Here is a 17,913-nt window from a genome sequence, read left to right on the forward strand (position 1 = left end):
TAGCTGCAAGTGGGGAGAGGTATTTTGATACGATGAAATAAAGGAGGATGATGCTAATAGATATCATAACAATTAAGGCTATAACTTGTATATATGCTGCTTTAAATATAGGTTTATTTATAATATCAGCACTTTCGGTAATACAAGCTGTATAAGCAAAGACTTTAGTACAAGCTCCAAGTCTTTCTTCATTATTTAACTTATAAGAGAAGAAGTTGTTATCACCATGAGCTTTATATGCATTTAGAACAGGAGAATGGTCTACCGAAGGATCTAATAAAGCTTCGTTGGTGGCTGCAAAAATTTTATCTTTATTATCAAAAACAAAGGTATTGCCTGGAGTTCTAGCGATTTGATCTTGTAAACTAGTTAATAAAATATCAATTCCTAAAACACCAATAAATTTACCATCCTTATAAAGAGCTTTAGAGTAAGTAATGCAGTATTCATTACTAATAGCATCAATATAAGCTGGGGTTATATAGATTTGATTACTATTTCTAGCTTCTTTATACCATTCCCTAGTAGTTGCATTATAGTTGTTGGCTTTTCCATTTATAGTTATATTAGTATTTTTTTTCTCGCTTAGATCACTACTCATGATATTTTCACCATTATCTAAACCAATATAAACAGCAAGCAAATTTCCACTATTGCGGTAGTATTTTAATATGGCCCCTACATTATTAACTATGTTATCTTGAGAATTTAGTGCTTCATAGGGTAATTTTAATATATCTTTTTCAAGAGTATTAAGCAAAGATATATTTCTGGATCTAAAATCCTCTATAGAAATTTGTGTTGCTTTAAGAAGTTCTGTTTCAGTATAAAGCGTACTTTGATACAAAGAATCTTTTGTAAAGTAAAAGCTAATGATGCTCAAAATACTTAAAGCAAAAATTGCAATTGAATTTGCAATAACAGAAAGTTTTATTTTGATATTATTCATATTTTTCCTTTTAAATTTAATTAATTTTTGTAAAAGAACTTTTAACATTAATTTTATAAAATATAAAATAATGCTAAATTTTCTTAAGAATTATAAATTAAAAAATCTAAATTTTTACTTAAATATAAAAGTGATAAAAAATTTCATTTAATAAATATTAAATTAATTTATATTTATTATTTTTATTTAAATAAATATCGCTTCGAAAATTCTATGTATTAAGCTTAATATCGTTATAATTTAAAAAATTTATATCGAAGGAAATATTTTGAAAAAAATTCTATTATTTATTTTATCTTTAGGGATATTTTATACTTTCACACAAGCTAAAAATTTAGAGCAAGAACAAAATACTAGTAGCAATTTAGTTAGTGTCAGTATAGCACCTCAAGCATTTTTTGTTAAAAAAATAGCTGCAAATACTCTAGATGTCAATGTTATTTTGCCCCCAAATAGCAATGAGCATAATTTTGAATTTAAACCAAGTACTATGAAAAAACTTGAAAAAAGTGATATTTATTTCACTATAGGCTTAGAATTTGAAAAAGTTTTTACGGATAAATTTAAACAAAATTTTTCAAAACTTCAAGTTGTAAATATGCAAAAAAACATAGCTTTGATTCAAACTCATGATACACACGAACACTCTCATGAGCATGAACACCACGAACATGAGCATTTTGATCCTCATACTTGGCTAGATCCTATTTTAGTCCAAACTATGGCTTTAAATATTTATGACACCTTGATTCAAAAATATCCACAAAATGAAAATTTATATAAAGAAAATTTAGATAAATTTTTAGCAGAATTAGATAGTTTAAATTTACAAATTGCCTCAAAATTAGAAAAATTAAAAAATAGAGAATTTGTAGTTTATCATCCTTCTTGGACATATTTTGCAAAACGCTATAATCTTACGCAAATTCCTGTAGAAATTTTAGGCAAGGAACCAAAAAGCAAAGATTTGCAAAAACTTATCACTCTAATGAAAAATAAAAATTTAAAAATCATTTTTGTTCAAAATGGTTTCCCTGAAAATGCAGCAAAAACACTTGCTAAAGAATGTGATGCAAAAATTTACAAAATAGATCATTTATCTTATGATTGGGAAAATGAGCTTTTAAAAACTGCTGATGCCTTTTCTCATAATTTATAATCAGGTTTTTTGATGCTTTTTTTTGAAATTTCTAATCTAAACTACGCTTATGATAATGAAATCATCTTAAAAAACATCAATCTTAGCTATGACAATAAAGACTTTCTCTCTATCATAGGTCCAAATGGTGCAGGAAAATCAACACTCGTAAAACTTATCTTAGGACTTTTAAAATCCAAAAACGAAATCCATTTCAAAGCTCTTCAAAGAAAAGAAATAGGCTATGTTCCTCAACACACTCTAGCCAATCCTAATTTTTGCCCAAGAGTACTTGAAATCGTTCTTATGGGACTTGTAAGTAAAAAAATTTTTGGTTTTTATGGGAAAAAAGATAAAGAAAAAGCTATGCAAGCTTTAAAAAGTGTAGGAATGGAAAAATTTTGGAACAAAACCATTGATTCTCTAAGCGGAGGACAAAGGCAACGTGTTTTTATCGCAAGAGCCTTAGCTAGTGAATGCAAAATGCTTATTTTAGATGAACCTACCGCAAGCGTTGATAACAAATCTGCTATACAAATTTTTGAACTTCTAAGCTCCTTGCACCAAAAAGGCATGGGAATTTTACTCATTTGTCACGATATCAACCTTGTATTAGCTTATAGCGATAAAATTGCACATTTAAACAAAGAACTTTTCTTGCATACCAACACTAAAGAAAAAGAAAAAAGTTCATTTTTAAAACATTTATACGAAAACCACTCTCATTTTTGTGATGTAGAAATGAGTTTAAATACTTGTTTTTGCGATGAAGAAAATTGCGATAGTAAAAAACTATGCGAACAAGAATTTACAAGAAGAAATTTGAAAAAAACAGAATTTAAAAAAGAAAATTTTTGTTTAAAATTTTCAAAGGAAAATAATGCTTGAAATTTTAAATTTCACCTTTTTTCAAAACGCTTTACTAGGAGCGATTTTAGTCAGTATAGCTTGTGGGATCATAGGCACTTTGGTGATGATAAATCGCCTTTTTTCTATGGCTGGAGGTATAACACATGGGGCTTTTGGTGGTATAGGTATAGCTTTTTATTTCTCTTTGCCTATTTTATTAAGCACGGGAATATTTACTTTATTTTTGGCTTTTTTAGTAGCTTTTTTAGCTAAACACTATGAACACAGAAGTGATAGTATTATCGCTGTAATATGGGCTTTTGGAATGGCTGTTGGGATTATTTTAATCGATTTAAGCCCTAGTTATAACACAGATTTAATGGCTTATCTTTTTGGGAGCATTTTGGCTGTAGGAACACAAGATTTATGGCTTATGGCTTTGGTTGATAGCGTGGTGGTACTTTTGATCTTTTTATTTTATAGACAATTTGAAGCATTAAGCTTTGATGCGGAATTTGCAAAAGTTCGTGGTATCAATACAAGTTTTTTTCATTATCTTTTAATCGCCCTTATGGCTTTTTGTATAGTTATTTCTATACGCCTTGTAGGGCTTATTTTAGTTATGGCTTTACTTAGTATCCCAAGCTTTATTGCTGAAAATTTTACTAAAAGACTTGGCTTTATCATGATTTTGGCAAGTTTTTTAAGTATGATTTTTTGTGTTTTAGGACTTATACTTAGCTATTATCTTAATCTCTCAAGCGGTGCTTGCATCATAGCTGTAGCTTGTTTTGGTTTTTTAGTGCATTTGATAGGCAAATTTTTAAAAAGGTAAGGGTGCGAAAAACACTTGCACTTTTATATCTTTTTGCCCTTGTTCTTTAAAATACAAATGTTCGCTTGCCTTAAAAACAAAAAATTTTTCTGCGATTTTTCTTTGTAAATCTTGAGTTTTTTCACATAAAGGATACACAAGTTTAATATCATAAATTTTAAATTTGCAAGCATAAGCAAACATTTGATACAAATCGCTTTGTTCTATACCCTGTTTTTTCTCATCTTCACTATCATTTGGAATTTTCCATTTGGTATCTAGGATCATTTTATTTTCTATATATAAATCAGGCTTTAACATGAAACAATTTTCATCATTTTTTGAGATTAAATACTTTCCATTGTTTTGAACTTTAATATCTTGAGCTGGATTTACTTTTTTTAGCATATAAGCTACATAATCTTCAAAAATTTTCTCCATAGGAAAAAGCAAAGCAAAAGCTTCATTTTTACCATGATAAGGCATAAAACTTTCATTTTTTAAGAAAATTTTACACCACAAAAGCAAGTTTTCATAATAATCAAAATGTCTTGAAATTTTATAACTAAAATCTTTTTCATAATTTTTAGAAAATTCTACCTCATCGAGAATTTGCATAGATTTTATAAGTCTAAATTTATTCAAACTTGTTTTTGATTTTAAAAAATTTAGCGTTGATTTTATCAAACGATTGGGTGCTATATCTAAAACAAACTCATCATTGCTTGTAAAAAATCTTTCTTTGTGTATCAAATTTCGCTTGATATGCTCGTTAAATAGTAATTTTCCCTTTAAAAAAGCCCTATTTTCTTCGCAACTTAGATAAGATCTCATCAAGCCTTTTTTATATACGCTATCAAATTCATCTAAAAACATAGTGATAAACACTTCAAATAAAGGAATTTTAGAACTTTGCAAAGATGAAATTTGTGATTTTTTAAAGGGGGAGTTTTTTAAGGTTTTTAGCATATTTATCAAAAGATTTTTAGGATTAAATTTAAAATCTTTTTCATAAAAATCATTATTTTTAGAAATATTGTCTAATTCATAACATCTTCTTAGTTTTTCTTTGTCATGATTTGAAGAACTATCTTCTTTTTTATAACTATCTAAATTCGTGCATTTTGGCAAAATCTCCAAAACCCCGCTTTTAGTCTGTATAATGCCGACATAATTTTTAGCTTTTAAGGAATTTTTGTTTTTAAAGCCTAGAAGATTTTCATTATTTTTTGCAAAGTCTTCTAGCTCTTTATAAAACCCTTCGGCCTTTTCTTTGAAAATTTCTTTTAAATCTTCTTTAGAAAAAGCTTGGTATTCGATGATGGAAAAAGTATTACTTGTTTTCATTATTCATATATTTTTATAAAAGTATCTTTACTCCAATTATTACTATCACTAAATTTATAAACAATCTTATCGCTTTCTATAAATTCTGTCATATTTTTTAAATAATCTTTATTTTCAACACTAATTTCCAACATACCATTTTTATTTAAAACTGCGTCAATCAAAGCATAGTCATTGTAAAAATACTCTTGCAAAAGTGGGATGATTTTATTTTTAAAAACCTTTTTTAAATCTTCTAAATTTTCAACACTTATAAAAAATGCATGACCTATGGTTTTTTCTCTATCTAGTAAATATTCTATACGAGTGTTTATAGCTTTTAATAATTCTTGTAAATTAATACCTTCACAATCCATAGATAATTTGCTCACATCAGGCATCATCTCAATAAATTCAAATCTTCTTCTTAAAGCTGTATCAAGAGAAGTTATGCTTCTATCGGCTGTATTCATAGTGCCTATGATATAAACATTTTTAGGTACTCCAAATTCTTTGCCACTATAAGGCAAAGTCACTTTTAACTCTTCTTTTTCACCTATCCTTTTGCTAGCTTCTATCAAGGTTATAAGCTCACCAAAAATCTTACTTACATTACCACGATTGATTTCATCGATGATGATTATATAAGGTAAATTTACTTTTTCATCTTTTTCTTTGTAATCTTCTAAACCCTGCAATTTTAAATAATTTAATATAGCTCTAACATATGCTGAATTATATATTTCATCTATATTAGAAGTTTTATATAATTTTTCTATATTATCTATACTTACTGGATAATCTTTATGATTTTTACTCATATCATCAAATTTAATTCTAAATGTTTTTCCATTTCTATATTGAATAGAATATTTAGTATTTGGTAATTCAAAATATTTTTCTGGATTATTATCATCTATTTTTACTTTTTCTTTTAATTTATCTATATAAAAATTAAAATTTTTTATACTATCCCTATTTTCTAAAGCTTTTTCGCAAAGTTCTTTAAAAATTCCATCTTTTATTTCATATTTTATTTCTTTAGAATTTTCTTCGCTATCTATGTGAGGCTTTATACCTTCTACAAATTCTTCATATCCATAGCTTTGATGAAAAGTAGTAAATACTATTTGTCCATTTTTTACATACTCATCAAATTTAGCTTTTTTCTCATCTCTACTTTCTAAATTTTCACCCAAGATTTCCAAAGCCTTATCTATAGTATGATAAGTTTTTCCTGTCCCTGGAGACCCATAAAGAATTTGGTTTAAGGATATATTATTATTTATATTATCCTTTATAATTTTAAAATCATCTTTAGAAAATGTATTTTTTGGTATAGCAAAAAATTTGCAATTTTTATAATATCTATAAAATATTTCTCCATCTTTACTCATAGTTTTTAAATAATTAAGAATAGAAGAAGTCCATTTATCACCTTGACTTTTTGTGTGAAATTCATCTATAAATTTACCTTCTTGATAAACATACACACTCATACCGCCATTTTTTACAACTGCTTCTTTAAATTCATCTTCATCTTTTGGAAAATAATAATACACATTACCATTTTGATCTGCCTTACTTATTTTCCAATCACATTTATTTTCTAACATTGCATGCCTTTTGATTTTTTGTTTTTATTTTAATTATATAAAAAAATCTAAATTTTTACCATTGTATGAAGGTTCTAGCTTTTTTTATATCATTAAAATTTATAGTAGTTTTTTCTTTATTTTCTAAATTTTCTAAAGTGATATTTTCATCATCTACAGCAATGATTTTTGCTTCGAATTTTTCTTTTTCATTGGTTGTGATCTTCACAAGTTCACCTATACTTTTAGCAAAGTGTTCTATCTTGCTAAGTTTTCTTTCAAGTCCTGGTGAAGATACTTCTAAAAAATACTCCCCATTTACAGGTGGCTCTACATCAAAAATAGGCGATAAAATTTCACTAAGCCTTGCACAATCATCAAGATTTACCCCGCCTTCTTTTTGCACATAAATTCTATAAATTTTTCTGCCATTTTCACTTACTAGCTCATCATCATAAAAGCTAAGCTCTGCTTCTTTGCAAAGGGCTTCAAGATTCATTTTTATCCTTTTTTATTTTTTCAAAAAGTGCATCCATATGGTTTTGATACTCAAGCCTATCATCAAATTTAAAATGAAAATTCGGACACCTATACCAACCCTGCTCACTCATGCAGTAATTTTGCAAAGCTCTACTTGCCTTTTTTAAAGAAGATAAAATTTTTTCTTGCTCATGAACATTAAAAAACATCTTATCAAGATACACAAAAGCATCATATCTGCCTTTTTTACACTCTACATCCACTACACACAAATTTTTCAAATTTTCATCATCTAAATTTGCTAAAGCTTCAGGGATTAGCTCTTTTAAGATACTTTCAGTGCGTAGTTTTTTAATCTCACTTGGGTTCATAGACTTGCTTGTTCCTCTACTTCTTTATAGCTTTCTATATAATCACCCACTCTCATATCATCACACCCTTCTATACCTACGCCACACTCATAGCCTTTTGCCACTTCTTTAGCATCATCTTTAAAACGTTTAAGCGAGCTTACATTTCCTTCATAAACCACAACTCCATCACGGATAAGGCGAATTTTAGCTCCACGGTTAATCACCCCTTCAGTTACTATACAACCTGCGATTTGTCCGATTTTTGGCACATTGATCACTTGTCTAATCTCTGCTTGTCCTAATTGCTCTTCAGAAATAATCGGACTCATCATACCACCAAGCAAGGCTTTTACATCATCTAAAAGATTATAAATCACATTATAGGTTTTAATTTCTACGCCTTTATCCTTAGCACGCTCTTTAACTTCCCCTGTTGGGCGTATGTTAAAACCTAGTACCATAGAGTTTTCACTCGCACTTGCAAGCTCTATATCACTTTGTGTGATCCCTCCTACCCCGCTATGAATGATATTCACTTTAATCTCATCATTTCTAAGTTTTTCTAAACTTGCTTTTAAGGCTTCTAAAGATCCTTGCACATCAGCTTTTAAAATAACAGGCAAGGCTTTTAGATTGCCTTCTTTGATCTTAGCTCCAAGCTCATCAATGCTAACTTTAGTGGATTTGCTAAGTTCTTTTTGGCGGTTGTATTCGTGGCGTTTATTAGCATATTCTCTTGCTTCTTTATCGGTTTTTACTGCGATTAAAATTTCACCTGCATCTGCTACTTCACTAAGCCCTACGATAACCCCACATTCGCCTGGTTTAATTTCTTTTAAGGCTTTACCTTGATCATCGCTCATCGCACGCACTTTTCCATAAGCCTCGCCTGCAACCACGGTACTTCCTACAGTAAGTGTTCCATTTTGCACGATGATAGTAGCCACCGCACCACGCCCTTTTTGCACAGAACTTTCTATAATGCTTGCTTTAGCAAAACTTTTTGGATTGGCTTTAAGTTCTAAAATATCAGCTTGTAAAAGCACGATTTCAAGCAAATCTTCAATCCCCATTCCTGTTTTAGCCGAAACTCCTACAAATTCATAAGATCCGCCCCATTCTACTGGCATGATTTCCATTTCTGCGAGTTGAGTTTTTACCATATCGGGATTTGCTGCTTCTTTATCCATTTTATTAATAGCAATAATAATAGGCACACCTGCTGCTTTAGCATGATTTATCGCTTCTTTGGTTTGTGGTTTTACCCCATCATCTGCGGCTACAACGATGATTACAATATCAGTGATACTTGCACCCCTTGCACGCATAGCAGTAAAAGCTTCGTGACCTGGAGTATCGATAAAAGTAATTTTACGCCCGTTTTTTTCTACCATATAAGCACCCACGTGCTGAGTAATACCCCCTGCTTCACCACTTGCAACGCGTGATTTTCTAATATAATCTAACAAAGAAGTTTTACCATGATCAACATGCCCCATGATGGTAATCACAGGTGCTCTAGTCACTAAATCTTTTTCATCAGTCTCTTCTTCATAGTCTTTTACATAATCAAACTCATCAGCCTCGTTAATGATATTGATCTCTATACCAAATTCAGCAGCCAAAATTTCAATCGCATCTTCATCTAAGAAATCATTTTTTGTTGTCATCATTCCAAGCATGAAAAGTTTTGAAATCACTTCACTAGTGCTTTTTCCTATCTTATCAGCGAATTCATACACACGAATTTCTTTAGAAATAGCAACGCTACCTACTTCTTCTACTTCCTTTTTTTCAATCTTTTTAGATGGTTTTTTACGACTTCTTCTTTGAATTCCACCTTCAAACCCAAAACCCGCAGAATTTCCAACAGCTTGTCTTATAAAATTAGGTTGTTTTTTATTGATATTTTGTGGTTTTTCTTGTTCTTTTACACTAAAATCAGGTAATACTACCTCATCTTCATCATCTAAAGAAATATCACCAAAATCATGTTCATCTAAAAAATTCATTTTTTCGGTACTTTCTTTTTTACTCGCAACAAAAGATTTTTTTTCTTTTTTCTTTTTCTTTAAACTCTCATCAGCATTTGAAAACATAGTTTTTAAACTTAAGCGCTCTTCATTATTGATAGATATATCATTTGAATTTTTTACTTCTTCTTTTTTAACTTGAATTTCTTCTTCGTCTTTTTTCTTTTTAACAATAACAAGTCCGCGTCTTTTGGCTAAAGTTGCACTAGCAAGGCTTTGTGGCTTATGAGCATCAATAATTTCTTGTTTTTCTTCCTCTTTTGCATTTTCTTTTTCAATTTTTAATTCTTCTTTTTTAACTTCTTGTTTAAGCTTTTCTTCTTTTTTAGGTTCTTTTTTTTCAGATTCATTTAGCTTTTCTTGTTCTTTTATATTTTCTTTTTTAGGCTTTTTTGCTGTAGGAGTTTTGATATTTTTCTTAAAAGCTTCTGGAATTTCTCTTGTTTGTATATACTCATAAATAGCTGCCGCAATCTCAGGTTCTACAGCATTTGATGCTGTTTTAATTCCAAGTCCTAATTCATTTGCCTTTTCAATAATTTCCTTACTATCATAACCTAATTCTTTTGCGATTTCATGAATTCTAATCTTTGCCATTTAAAAATATCTCCTTAAGTCCTTGCTGAGTAATTTTAGTATTTAAATTTTTACATATTTTAGAAAATGCTTTTTGTAAGACTTTATCTTCTCTCTCAATACAATTTTGACATAAATATCCGCTTCTTCCATGTTCTGCTTTAGGCACAATATCTCCTAAAACAACTTTAAATCTAAATAACATATTTTGCTCAAAGCGGTTTTTACACACTATGCACATTCTAATTGGTATATGTTTTTTCAAAATTATATCTTTTTTTTATATTTTTTAGCAAATTTCAAAGCCATTATCATCAAATTCTAAATATTGCACACGAAAATCTTTAAATTTTGTTTGTATTTTCTTTGCCAAAGCTAAAGCGTCATCTTTAAAAGCTAAAGAAAAAAAGCTCGATCCCGAACCTGAAAGTGTGCTCATTAAAGCTTTATTTTCTAAGGCAAATTTTTGCACTTCAAAAAGCTCGGGTAAGTTTTTCATACGATTGATTTCATGGAGCTTATCTTGACTTGCAAATTTTAAAAATTCATATTTTTTCTCCAAAAAACAAGCGGTTAAAAATGAAGCATGAGAAAGGTTGAAAACCGCATCATTAAAACTTAAATTTTTGGCCAAAGCTTGGCGTGATTGTTCCGTGCTCATTGCCAAATTTGGGATCACAACCACAGCAGCTAAATCTTTATCAATCTCTTTTTTGATACTATAAACTTTATTTTTTTCAACCAAAGAACACACAAAACCACCAAGAGTAGCTGGAGCGATATTATCTGGATGGTTTTCATAAATTAAAGCTTCATCTAAAATACATTCTTTTTCTACCTTAAATCCACTCATATAATAAGCACTGGCAATAGCTCCAACAATCACAGCTGAAGAGCTTCCTAATCCTCTTGAAAGAGGAATGTTATTTTGAAAAATAAAACGAAAATTATCTTTTTTTCCGCTTAGTTTTTCATAAATTTCATAAAAAATATTTACAAATATATTGTTTTTTTTAAGAAAAATATTATCACTTCCCTCGCCTCCAATACTAATGCTAAAAACACCTGATTTTTGGATTTGAGTTTCATTAAAAAGCTTTAAACTAAGTCCTAAACAATCAAAACCTGGCCCTAAATTCGCACTCGTAGCTGGAACTAAAATTTTCAAATTTCATCCTAAATTGCATCTAAAAAATAAAAGGGAAGATTATCATTATTTAGTTTAAGCTCTTGTAAATTTTTTGGTAAAAAAAACTCTACTGGGATATTTTGCTCTAAACAAATTTCACCTTCCTTATATACAAAACAAAAATTTTTATTTGCACTTATGGGTTTATAGCCATTTAATTCAAAAGCACTCACCGCAAATAAAGGAATATTTTTTACTATACTTAAAGTACTCAAACTTACATAAGAAATTTTAATCCCCATATAAGAACCTGGACCATTAGCATAGATTAAACTTGTAAAATCATATTCTTTAAGCAATTCATCTAAAATTTTTGGTAAAAATTCGCTTGCTTTTTCTTCACTTTTATAAGTTTTTATAAGTTTATCATCTTGATAAATTCCGATCATTAAAGGCTTAGATAAAGTATTAAGTAAAAGAGAAGTTTTTATGCAAATACCTTTTCATAAGCTTTTTGGGTTGTTTTTTCAAGGCTTACAATTTCATAAGCATCTTTATCTTTTAAAACTTCTTTAGTAAGTAAATGATTTAAATGATGACTCCCAGCATATGAAGTATAATCCCCAAAAACACGATATCCAAGTAAGGTTAAATCTCCAATTGCATCTAAAATTTTATGTCTTACAAACTCATCTTTGAAACGCAAACCTTCAGGATTTAAAATACGATTTTCATCTACCACTATAGTATTTTCTAAACTTCCACCTAGTGCTAAATTCATACTCCTAAGAGCTTGAACATCTTTTAAAAAACCAAAAGTCCTAGCCCTTGCTATGTTTTCTATATAATTTTTTTTGCTGAATTCAAAATTGTAACTTTGTTCACCTATAACAGCATTGTCAAATTTAATCGTATAGTTAATACGGGGTTCTTTAGTAGGAGTTAAACGCACAAATTTATTACCATCTCTTACTTCTATAGGCTTTTTAATTACCATAATTTTTTTAGGTGCATCAAGTTCTTTTACCCCTGCTTCATCAAGCATCATACAAAAGCTAATACTTGATCCATCCATAACAGGAGCTTCATTTGCATTTAAAACTATGCGTACATTATCGATTCCATAAGCATTAATCGCACTCATTAAATGCTCTATTGTAGAAATAAACCCTCTTTCATCTCCTAAAACAGTTGCCATTTGAGTATTGATCACATTTTCAGGACTTGCCTTATAGCTTGCATTAAGATCACTTCTAAAAAATACTATACCACTATTTGCTTCTAAAGGCTCTAAAGTAATTTCTATGGGTTCACCCTTATGAAGTCCTATACCTACGCCTTTGACAGTTTTTGCTAAAGTTAATTGTTTCATTAATTTTTTCCTAAAATTATCTTTTTACCATCATTTAAAACATTGTAAATATTATTTTCTATCCATTTTTTATCTTGCCATTGTTCAGGACGCGTTTCAACCCCTTGAACCAAAACTCCAAAATGCAAATGATCGCCTAAGGCTAAACCACTTGTTCCTGTTTTGCCTATAATGCTTTGTTTATTAATCATTTCATCTAAATCAACATTTTTAGAAGAACAGTGCCCATAAAGACTATATACTCCAAAACCATGATAAACAATTAAATTTAAACCATAAATTCCATTTTCAGCAGCAAAAACAACCTTGCCTGCGTTATTACTTATGATAGGAGCTTGTGCTACGCTTGCTAGATCAAGCCCCATATGATAAGAATCACTCACAAATTGCCCATTATAAGAATAATACCTATGATCAGCAAAATCCGCTACTTTCATACCATTTTTAAGAGGTAAAAATAAATTCAAATCAAAATTATCAATTTTTTCCTCAGGTACTTTTGAAGTGATTTCATGGATAAGTTTTTCATTGCTATTTCTTAAAGTTTCATTGACAAACTTAAATTTTTCATAACGATTGAGATTATTATCTTTTGGAGCGTACTGATTTGCTAAATTCTCAATCTTTCCATCTAAAAATTTATCCGTCAGATTGATATTTGAAACACGATATTTACGATTAACAAAATAATACCTTATACGTTCTTTTGAAATATTGCCCGCTTTATCCGTAGCGATAACAAATGCACGAAATTCCTCATCTCTTGCATCCCAAGCAATCAAAGCCGCATAATATCCTTCTTTTACATAAGGTGTGGCTTTAAAGATTTTACCTTTATTTGTTTCTATATACACCTTATCTAAATTAGCATCATCAGCCTTAAAAACAACTGCCCCAGCACCACCTTGCTCGATTTGGTAAGAATTGCTTATGATATTGATTTTTGGAGCCGTATTATCTACTAATACCGCAATTTGTTTTCTTGCTTCATTGCCACTAAAAAAATTCCAAAAACTAGAATCTTTAGCTATCACCTCCAAAACAAAAGATTTTACATTTTCTTTGTAACCAAATTTTGGCAAAGCAACTTGTAAGGTAATATCTTTTAAATTAGAAATCTTTTCATCTGCTATAACCATTGCACTAGTATTGTCGTCTTTATGCAATATAATTTGTACGTTTTTGATAGAACTTTCATCATCTTTAATATGCACTAAAATAGGTTTTTTAAGATCAGTATATACAACATCTGGCATTAAAATTTGAGGAGGATTTTTTTCAAAAATACTTAATCTTGAAATAAAAAAAATCAAAATTGCTATTAAAACTAAAATTAAAACAGATAAATAAGTTTTGCCTTTTCTTTTTGCCATAACCTTCCTTAAAAATTTTCAATGTTTTTGTTGCTTTTAATATAAATTCTATTATATTTTCAGTAAATATCTAGCAAATTTATAAAATTTCTCTTAGGGTATTAGCCTGTTTCATCCATTCTCTTAATTCATCGTTTTTGTCTAATTGTATCATTTGTTTACATCTCTCTAATTCTTGTTGAAAAAAATCAATAGAACTTAATAAGTTATCTTTATTTTGTAAAAAAATACTTTCCCACATTTGTGGCGATGATTTGGCAATTCTGCTCATACCTTTAAAAGATCCTCCGGCTAAATGAACAATATTTCTTTTATCTTCTTCCTTCATTACAAAATTTGCCAAAGAAAAACTTATAACATGAGGCAAATGAGAAATAATAGCAGCATGATGATCATGGGCTTTACTATCCATAAAAACAATTTTCATCCCTAAATGAGAAAAAATTTCTACCGCTCTTTTTTGATGTAAATCATCAGCTATTTCACTATCACAAAGAACACAAACTGCATCTTTATAAAGCTCTTTAAAAGCTGCTTTTGGACCTGAATTTTCAGTTCCTGTCATAGGATGAGCAAAAAGAGTTTGTTTGATTAAATTCTTAGGCAAACTTTCTATAATTTTTCTTTTTGTACTTCCAAGCTCTATAATTGTTACATTAGAAGGCAAATCAACTAACTTTTGCAAAATTTCTATAATAGCATCAACAGGAGTTGCGACAAAAATCATATCACATAAAGCTAAATCTTTAAATTCTATAAGCTCATGAATAAGACCTAATTGCAGGGCATCTTTTTCATTTTCTTTGCTTAAATCCATACCATAAACACAAGAAATAAGCTTATTTTCTTTCAAACAAAGCCCTAAAGATCCACCCATAAGCCCAAGCCCTATAATTGCTATTTTCATACTTTCTACCTTAGTTTTTTTGTTAAATTTTTTTTGCTATTATACAGCTTTTAATAAAGCTTTAGGTAAAAAATCAATGAAAAAACATCTTATTAGTATTTGTGCTTTAGTTGCTATGGCCAATGCAGCAACCATTAAAGATATTAAATTTATTGGATTAAATCATTTATCGAACACAAGCGCTATAAATATCACGGGGCTTAAAATAGGCGAGGAAATAAATCCTGCAAAAATCAACACTGCTATTCTTAATCTTTATAAACAAAATTATTTCGAAAATATTGCAGTAGAAAACAACAATGGAATTTTGGAAATTATAGTTACTGAAAAACCAACTATAGCAAAGGTTACTATCACAGGTATAGCTTCAAATGATAGAAAACAAGTTGAAAGTATTTTAGGGATTAAAAGAGGTACACTACTTGATGAAGGAAGTATAAAAGAAGCTATTGAACGCATTAAAGCTTATTATGAAGCAAAAAGTTATTTTGATACTATTGTAGAATACAAAAAAAAGACTTTAGAAAATACTGATGGACTAGAGCTTGAATTTATAGTAAATCGTGGTGAAAATATCATTATTGATAATGTTCATTTAAGTGGAGCAAAGAAATTTTCATATTCTGATATAGAACCTGCTGTTGTTAACAAAGAAAAAGAATTTATGGGATGGATGTGGGGACGCAATGATGGAAAATTAAAAGTTTTTGAACTTAGTAACGATAGTTCAAGAATTGCTGATGAATATATGAAAAAAGGATATTTAGATGTTCAAGTATCCTCCCCTTATCTTAAAACCTACACAGATACTTATCAAGCAAATTTGACTTATTTTATCAAAGAAGGAAAGCCTTATAAAATTAAAAGTATAAGCATAGAAAATCCTTTATTTGATGATAAGCAAAATGCACAAACCGTAAAAGATTTAAGATCAAGCGCTGGCAAAACTATCAATATCGAAGACATTAGAAAAGATGTTAAAACCATAGAAACACAAAGTGCTGATTTGGGTTATGCGTTTGTAGAAGTCTATCCTGATATTCAAAAAAATGATCAAACTCAAGAAGCCACCGTTGTATTTAAAGTAATCCCTCACGATAAAGTTTATATAAGAAATGTTATTATTTCAGGAAATTCACGCACCGTAGATCGCGTCATACGCCGAGAATTATATATAACAGAAGGTAATTTATACAATAGAACAGACTTAAGCGAGTCAAAAAATGCTTTAAAAAGAACTTCTTATTTTGACGATGTAAATATCAAAGAAGAAAAAGTTGATGATACACATATTGATTTGATTGTTGATGTTAAAGAAGCTTCTACAGGAGCTATTTCTGGAGGCATTGGCTATGGATCAAGCGATGGTATTTTGCTTAACGCTTCTTTATCGGATACAAATATCTTTGGTTCAGGAATAAAAAGCTCTGTAAGCGTAGATAAAAGCGATGATACTTTATCGGGAAGGATTAGTCTCGTAAATCCACGCGTTCTTGATAGTCAATATAGTCTGGGTGGAACACTTTATTCAAATGACTATGAATGGGATAATTATTCAGAAAAAAATTACGGCTTTGATATAACAGTTGGACGCCAATTTGCAAGATACTATAATGTAAGCTTAACTTATAATCTTGAACAAAGCGATATATATCACTTAAGTCCAACTCTTTTAAGAACAGGATATGAACTTGGCAAAAGTATTAAAAGCTCTATAACTCCAGCAATCACCTTTAACAATACAGATGATTATTATCTGCCACGATCAGGTATTATTGCTTCAACTAGTTTAGAATACGCTGGACTTGGCGGAGATCAAGAATTTATTTCATCAAGCTCTAAATTTAACTTTTATCAAGGTTTGCAAGACTATATAGGATATGATCTTATTTATCGCTATAAAGCGAGTTTTTATAAAGTATGGGATGAAGGTTATTTACCAATTAACCAAAGAATTTATTTAGGTGGTATTAGATCGATACGCGGTTTTGAAAGCAGAACAGTAAGTCCTAAAAATCAATGGGGAGATGAAATAGGCGGAACCATAGCTTTTGCCAATTCCGTAGAACTTAGTTTTCCTTTGATTGATAGAATCAAACTTCGTGGTAGCGTGTTTTTTGATTATGGTATGATAGGGCGTAAAAATTTAGATGAAATAAAAAGAATGAGTACAGGTATAGGCATTGAATGGATTACACCTATTGGACCTTTACAACTTGTATTTGCCAAACCTCTTAATGATAAAAAAGGTGATGATACTAATAGTTTTGAATTTAATCTTGGAACACGCTTTTAATGAAAGAATTTTTAGATGCTTGCTTGAATGCAAATTTGCAAATACGCAAGTATCTAAACAATATCCCACAAAATGATCTTAAACTTTGCTCTAAATTAGGCTATGATAAAAATCAAGGCTATGAGCTTGACTTAAAATGTGAACAAATTTTCATAAAATATCTTAGTTGTTTTGGACAAATTTTTTCTGAAGAAAGCGGATTGATCGGAAAAGCTAGCCCAAAACAAATGATTCTTGATCCTTTGGATGGAAGTTCAAATTTTGTTTCTAAAATACCATTTTATGGGACTTCTATAGCTCTTATGGAAAAAGATCAGGCAAAAAGTGCTTTTGTTTGCAATCTTGTCAGTCAAGAAATTTTTGCTTTTAAGAACAATCAAGCTTTTAAATCTAATCTTTCCGATCCAAAATACTCACCCTTAACACCTAATCTATTTCCTAAAATAGGTATAGTTGAAAAAATTTCATTTTATCCAGAACTTCTCGATTTTTTAACAAAAAATCAATTAAAATTTCGCTCTTTGGGTGCAACAGCCTTAAGTCTTGCTTATGCTTCGTATTTTAGTTTTGTATTAATTCTTGGAAAAACACGAATTTTTGATACAGCAGCTGCTTTAGCAATTCATCAAAATTTATATATAGAAAAAAATGAAAATTTCCTTCTCCTAAGCCAAGACAAAAAAATTTTTGATATAATCTTAGAATTTTTAAAAAATAATTAGG

17 protein-coding genes are annotated in these 17,913 nt (G+C 29.6%); 5 read left to right on the top strand and 12 right to left on the bottom strand.

The annotated features are described in order from the left end of the window. Positions 1 to 949: cache domain-containing protein (locus FBF15_RS08355; RefSeq protein WP_002867927.1), on the bottom strand; the 949-nt coding region annotated here is incomplete at its 3' end. A gap of 268 nt (positions 950 to 1,217) precedes the next feature. On the opposite strand from FBF15_RS08355, the gene FBF15_RS08360 reads away from it, so the two are divergent. Genes FBF15_RS08360 through FBF15_RS08370 form a run of 3 tightly spaced genes read left to right on the top strand, consistent with a single transcriptional unit; the run spans position 1,218 to position 3,771 of the window. Continuing rightward, positions 1,218 to 2,108, top strand: coding sequence for a zinc ABC transporter substrate-binding protein (locus tag FBF15_RS08360; RefSeq protein ID WP_002924263.1), 891 nt, complete (start codon positions 1,218 to 1,220; stop codon positions 2,106 to 2,108). 12 nt (positions 2,109 to 2,120) lie between these two features. Then, positions 2,121 to 2,975 (top strand): metal ABC transporter ATP-binding protein, encoded by an 855-nt coding sequence (locus tag FBF15_RS08365; protein WP_002872247.1) that lies wholly within the window; start codon positions 2,121 to 2,123, stop codon positions 2,973 to 2,975. After that, a complete protein-coding gene (locus FBF15_RS08370; RefSeq protein WP_002903408.1) occupies positions 2,968 to 3,771 on the top strand; it encodes a metal ABC transporter permease in 804 nt (267 codons plus the stop codon). The genes FBF15_RS08365 and FBF15_RS08370 overlap by 8 nt, the downstream gene beginning before the upstream one ends. Here FBF15_RS08370 and FBF15_RS08375 read toward each other — a convergent pair. The 11 genes from FBF15_RS08375 to FBF15_RS08425 all read right to left on the bottom strand — a co-directional run bounded on the left by FBF15_RS08375 (position 3,760) and on the right by FBF15_RS08425 (position 14,894). Next, on the bottom strand, positions 3,760 to 5,097 hold the full coding sequence (locus FBF15_RS08375; protein ID WP_002877223.1) for an McrC family protein: 1,338 nt from the start codon (positions 5,095 to 5,097) through the stop codon (positions 3,760 to 3,762). The two genes, FBF15_RS08370 and FBF15_RS08375, sit on opposite strands and share 12 nt — an antisense overlap. After that, positions 5,097 to 6,692 carry an AAA family ATPase gene (locus FBF15_RS08380; protein WP_002859356.1) on the bottom strand — a complete coding sequence of 532 codons (1,596 nt, stop codon included), beginning with the start codon at positions 6,690 to 6,692 and terminating at the stop codon, positions 5,097 to 5,099. The genes FBF15_RS08375 and FBF15_RS08380 overlap by 1 nt, the downstream gene beginning before the upstream one ends. 55 nt (positions 6,693 to 6,747) lie before the next feature. After that, positions 6,748 to 7,170 carry a ribosome maturation factor RimP gene (gene rimP, locus FBF15_RS08385; protein ID WP_002872131.1) on the bottom strand — a complete coding sequence of 141 codons (423 nt, stop codon included), beginning with the start codon at positions 7,168 to 7,170 and terminating at the stop codon, positions 6,748 to 6,750. After that, positions 7,160 to 7,522: a 30S ribosome-binding factor RbfA gene (rbfA, locus tag FBF15_RS08390; RefSeq protein ID WP_002778650.1), complete on the bottom strand. Its 363-nt coding sequence runs from the start codon at positions 7,520 to 7,522 to the stop codon at positions 7,160 to 7,162. Before rbfA ends, rimP begins: the two co-directional genes overlap by 11 nt. Continuing rightward, a complete protein-coding gene (infB, locus tag FBF15_RS08395) occupies positions 7,519 to 10,134 on the bottom strand; it encodes a translation initiation factor IF-2 (RefSeq protein ID WP_165434633.1) in 2,616 nt (871 codons plus the stop codon). Before infB ends, rbfA begins: the two co-directional genes overlap by 4 nt. Next, positions 10,121 to 10,378 (bottom strand): YlxR family protein, encoded by a 258-nt coding sequence (locus FBF15_RS08400; RefSeq protein WP_002859353.1) that lies wholly within the window; start codon positions 10,376 to 10,378, stop codon positions 10,121 to 10,123. The genes infB and FBF15_RS08400 overlap by 14 nt, the downstream gene beginning before the upstream one ends. A gap of 24 nt (positions 10,379 to 10,402) precedes the next feature. Further along, positions 10,403 to 11,281, bottom strand: coding sequence for a homoserine kinase (thrB, locus tag FBF15_RS08405; protein ID WP_002888538.1), 879 nt, complete (start codon positions 11,279 to 11,281; stop codon positions 10,403 to 10,405). Between the two features lie 8 nt (positions 11,282 to 11,289). Continuing rightward, positions 11,290 to 11,691, bottom strand: a complete 402-nt coding sequence (locus FBF15_RS08410) for a tRNA (adenosine(37)-N6)-threonylcarbamoyltransferase complex dimerization subunit type 1 TsaB (RefSeq protein WP_002859352.1) — start codon at positions 11,689 to 11,691, stop codon at positions 11,290 to 11,292. A gap of 38 nt (positions 11,692 to 11,729) precedes the next feature. Beyond that, complete coding sequence (gene lpxC, locus FBF15_RS08415; protein ID WP_002851689.1) at positions 11,730 to 12,614, bottom strand: UDP-3-O-acyl-N-acetylglucosamine deacetylase; 885 nt, start codon at positions 12,612 to 12,614, stop codon at positions 11,730 to 11,732. After that, positions 12,614 to 13,987, bottom strand: coding sequence for a M23 family metallopeptidase (locus tag FBF15_RS08420; RefSeq protein WP_002858680.1), 1,374 nt, complete (start codon positions 13,985 to 13,987; stop codon positions 12,614 to 12,616). Before FBF15_RS08420 ends, lpxC begins: the two co-directional genes overlap by 1 nt. A gap of 79 nt (positions 13,988 to 14,066) precedes the next feature. Next, positions 14,067 to 14,894 (bottom strand): prephenate dehydrogenase, encoded by an 828-nt coding sequence (locus tag FBF15_RS08425; protein ID WP_002851653.1) that lies wholly within the window; start codon positions 14,892 to 14,894, stop codon positions 14,067 to 14,069. Positions 14,895 to 14,970: 76 nt separating this feature from the next. Between FBF15_RS08425 and bamA the strand changes: the two genes are divergently transcribed. Both bamA and FBF15_RS08435 read left to right on the top strand, forming a co-directional pair. Next, positions 14,971 to 17,190, top strand: a complete 2,220-nt coding sequence (bamA, locus tag FBF15_RS08430; protein ID WP_002885413.1) for an outer membrane protein assembly factor BamA — start codon at positions 14,971 to 14,973, stop codon at positions 17,188 to 17,190. Beyond that, positions 17,190 to 17,912 carry an inositol monophosphatase family protein gene (locus FBF15_RS08435; protein WP_002859348.1) on the top strand — a complete coding sequence of 241 codons (723 nt, stop codon included), beginning with the start codon at positions 17,190 to 17,192 and terminating at the stop codon, positions 17,910 to 17,912. Before bamA ends, FBF15_RS08435 begins: the two co-directional genes overlap by 1 nt. Position 17,913 lies beyond the last annotated feature (1 nt).

The sequence above is a fragment of the Campylobacter sp. CFSAN093233 genome (assembly GCF_011068165.1).
In the GTDB taxonomy this organism is placed as follows: Bacteria; Campylobacterota; Campylobacteria; order Campylobacterales; family Campylobacteraceae; genus Campylobacter_D; species Campylobacter_D jejuni.

Bases quoted from the DNA above. Each gene is read 5' to 3' on its own strand.
- FBF15_RS08375 (WP_002877223.1), bottom strand. From the start codon at position 5,097: ATGAAAACAAGTAATACTTTTTCCATCATCGAATACCAAGCTTTTTCT.
- FBF15_RS08410 (WP_002859352.1), bottom strand. From the start codon at position 11,691: ATGATCGGAATTTATCAAGATGATAAACTTATAAAAACTTATAAAAGT.
- FBF15_RS08420 (WP_002858680.1), bottom strand. From the start codon at position 13,987: ATGGCAAAAAGAAAAGGCAAAACTTATTTATCTGTTTTAATTTTAGTT.
- FBF15_RS08370 (WP_002903408.1), top strand. From the start codon at position 2,968: ATGCTTGAAATTTTAAATTTCACCTTTTTTCAAAACGCTTTACTAGGA.
- rimP (WP_002872131.1), bottom strand. From the start codon at position 7,170: ATGAATCTTGAAGCCCTTTGCAAAGAAGCAGAGCTTAGCTTTTATGAT.
- lpxC (WP_002851689.1), bottom strand. From the start codon at position 12,614: ATGAAACAATTAACTTTAGCAAAAACTGTCAAAGGCGTAGGTATAGGA.
- FBF15_RS08425 (WP_002851653.1), bottom strand. From the start codon at position 14,894: ATGAAAATAGCAATTATAGGGCTTGGGCTTATGGGTGGATCTTTAGGG.
- bamA (WP_002885413.1), top strand. From the start codon at position 14,971: ATGAAAAAACATCTTATTAGTATTTGTGCTTTAGTTGCTATGGCCAAT.
- rbfA (WP_002778650.1), bottom strand. From the start codon at position 7,522: ATGAACCCAAGTGAGATTAAAAAACTACGCACTGAAAGTATCTTAAAA.
- FBF15_RS08365 (WP_002872247.1), top strand. From the start codon at position 2,121: ATGCTTTTTTTTGAAATTTCTAATCTAAACTACGCTTATGATAATGAA.
- FBF15_RS08380 (WP_002859356.1), bottom strand. From the start codon at position 6,692: ATGTTAGAAAATAAATGTGATTGGAAAATAAGTAAGGCAGATCAAAAT.
- infB (WP_165434633.1), bottom strand. From the start codon at position 10,134: ATGGCAAAGATTAGAATTCATGAAATCGCAAAAGAATTAGGTTATGAT.
- FBF15_RS08435 (WP_002859348.1), top strand. From the start codon at position 17,190: ATGAAAGAATTTTTAGATGCTTGCTTGAATGCAAATTTGCAAATACGC.